Genomic DNA, 3,048 nt, shown 5'->3' on the forward strand with positions numbered 1-3,048 from the left:
GCACGGGACTCACCGGGGTGCTGGCACCGCAGCGGAAGAAACGTTGGCGTCGGTGTTCACCGAAGTACTCGGCCTCGAACAGGTCGGGTTGCACGACTCGTTCTTCGCGCTGGGAGGCGACAGCATCCTGTCGATCCGGTTGGTGTCGAGGGCGAAGGCGCGGGGACTCGTGTTGACACCCCAACAAGTGTTCGAACATAGGACGGTGGCTGCGCTTGCAGTGGAATCGGAGACGGTGGACGACACCGACACGGTTCGTCTCGGCGAGTTCGAGGGCGGCGGAGTCGGCACGTTCCCCACCCTCCCCGTGGTTCGGTACCTGATCGAACGCGGCGGCCACTTCGAACGTTTCAGTCAGAGCATCCTGATCGAACTCCCGAGCGGAGTCGATTCTGACGCACTCGTCGCGACCGTCGCCGCCGTGATCGCCCGCCACGACATGCTGCGGTCACGACTGCTCAGAGACACCGACGGACAGTGGCAGATGGAGACTCGCCCCGCCAACGGCATCGATGGCGGGGCTCTTGTCCGTCGGGTGGCGTTCGACGCGGCGATCGATGCCGACGCGTTGTCAGATCTCGTGGCAGACGAGCACGAGGCGGCAGTCGAGAGACTGCGCCCATTCGACGGCGTGGTGGTCCAGTTCGTCTGGCTCGACCCGGTGTGGGTGGTCACCGACTCGGCGCGGACGGGCCGGTTGATCGTGGTGGCTCATCATCTTGCGGTCGACGGCGTGTCCTGGCGTATTCTGCTGCCCGACTTCGCCACTGCCTGGTCACAGATCTCCACAGGACAAGCGCCGGACCTCCCCGAAACGGGGACCTCAATGCGCAGGTGGGCGTACGCGTTGGCCGAAGAAGCACTTCATAGCGAGCGGACCGCCGAATTGGGAAGGTGGAAGAACGTCGTCGATGCGCCCGACCCACTGATCACCGACCGCCCCCTGGATCCGGCTGTGGACATGGCGACCGCAATGCAGGACGTGAGCATCGAGACGACCTCTGTCGACACTTCCTTGTTGCTGACCACCGTTCCGGAGATGTATCACGGCGGCGCCCTCGATGTGCTCCTGACGGCGTTGGCGTTGGCGGCGTCGGCGTGGCGAACTGAGCGGGGAATTCGGGAGCCGTCGATGCTGATCCGACTGGAAGGGCATGGACGCGAGCAGCAGGTGGTGCCTGGCGCCGACCTGTCCCGCACGGTGGGTTGGTTCACGACGATCTTCCCCGTCCATATCGATCTCGGCGGGATCGATCTGGGCGACGCCCTTTCCGGCGGACCTCACGTGGGCCGGGCGGTCAAACTCGTCAAAGAGCAACTCCGCGCGGTTCCCGACATGGGCATCGGATACGGACTGCTCCGCTACCTCAATCCTGACGCCGCGAAGGTGCTGCCGAGAAGCGAACCGGGACAGATCAGCTTCAACTATCTCGGCCGAGTTCCGGGCGGGAGGGAATACGACACCGGAATCGGCTGGACCCCAGCAGACGGGTTCGACGACCTGCGGTACGCCCCGGACTCGGATATGCCAGCTTCCGCTGCGATCGAGGTCAACGCCATCGTGATCGGCGGACGACTCCGGGTGAGCTTCGGATTTCCGAACACCCTACTCGCACGCGAGGAGGTCGAGCGGTTCGCAGATCGGTGGCGGGAGTCGGTGTCCGCCTTGGTGTCCCACGCCCACAATCCAGACTCCGGCGGACTCACCCCCTCGGACGTTCCACTCGTCGCGGTGACCCAGAGCGACCTTGACGGGTGGGAGGAGCGATTCGGGACGCTCACCGATGTGTGGCCGGCCGCGCCCCTGCAGGCGGGGTTGCTCTTCCACGCACTGCTGGCGAAGCCGTCGATCGACGCCTACACGGTGCAGGTGGAACTGCACCTGAACGGTGCCGTCGATCCGGCCCGGATGCGCAGCGCAGCAAAGGCATTGATGGAGCGGCACGCGAATCTTCGGGTTGCGTTTGTCCCCGCGCGCGACGGGACGTTCGTGCAAGTGGTGCCCGCGGTGGTCGAGGTGCCGTTCCGCGAGGTCGACCTGACTGGTCTGCCAGAGAACGAGCGCCGGCCCGAACTCGAGCGGATTCGTATCGCAGACCGGGCCGAGGCATTCGACACGACCAGGGCGCCCTTGGTGCGGTTCCTTCTCGTATCTACAGGGCGCGACGAATCCCGTCTCGTGTGGACCAACCACCACACCCTGCTCGACGGATGGTCGATGCCGATCGCGATCCGGGATCTGCTCGCTCTATACGTGTCCGGGGGAGTGGGTTCTTCTTCGCTACCGGGACCCCGGCCCTACCGAGACTTCCTCGCCTGGCTCGATCGTCTGGACCGGGGACCCTCGCGTGCGGCCTGGTCGGCTGCGCTCGCGGGCATCGACGGTCCGACACTGCTCCTGCCTGAACTGCAGGGAGAACGCTTCTCGTCCCCGCCGTTGCAGCAGGACTTCACGCTTCCCGAGACCCTGACCGCGGACCTGAGGATGCTCGCCCGAAGTCGGAACGTAACCATGAACACCGTGACCCAGGTGGCGTGGGGGATCATGCTGAGCGCGTCAACTTCCCGATACGACGTGACCTTCGGTGGCACGGTGTCCGGGCGCTCACCGCAGCTGGTCGGGGTGGAGTCGATGATCGGGTTGTTCGTCAACACGGTTCCCGTGCGCATCACACTGAACCCCCAGGAAACACTGGGGCAGTTGCTGGATCGGACGCAAGCGGAACAGGCCGCCCTGCTCGATCACCACCACCTCGGTCTGGCCGAGATCCAACGGGTAGCCGGTCGCGACATCCAGTTCGACACGGCAACGGTGTTCGAGTCGTACCCGATCGACCGAGGGGGACTCACCTTGGACACCGACTTCGCCGGCATCCGCGTGGTCGACGTCAATGGTGCCGACGCCACGCACTACCCGCTCAGCGTGGCCTTTTCGGTAGACAACCGACTGCGCATGACCTTCCACTACCTACCTGACCTCGTCGATCAGGCCACCGTCGAGTTGATGGCGGGACGAATCACCCGAGTGTTCGAGACGGTGGTGTCCGA

1 protein-coding gene is annotated in these 3,048 nt (G+C 65.1%); it reads left to right on the forward strand.

The window, feature by feature from the left end:
* Nucleotides 1–52: 52 nt before the first annotated feature.
* On the forward strand, nt 53–3,048 hold a 2,996-nt coding region (locus RM2_RS22860; protein ID WP_245814109.1), incomplete at its 3' end, for a condensation domain-containing protein.

Origin of the sequence: Rhodococcus marinonascens NBRC 14363, assembly GCF_001894885.1 — a bacterium.
Taxonomy (GTDB): Bacteria; Actinomycetota; Actinomycetes; order Mycobacteriales; family Mycobacteriaceae; genus Rhodococcus_F; species Rhodococcus_F marinonascens.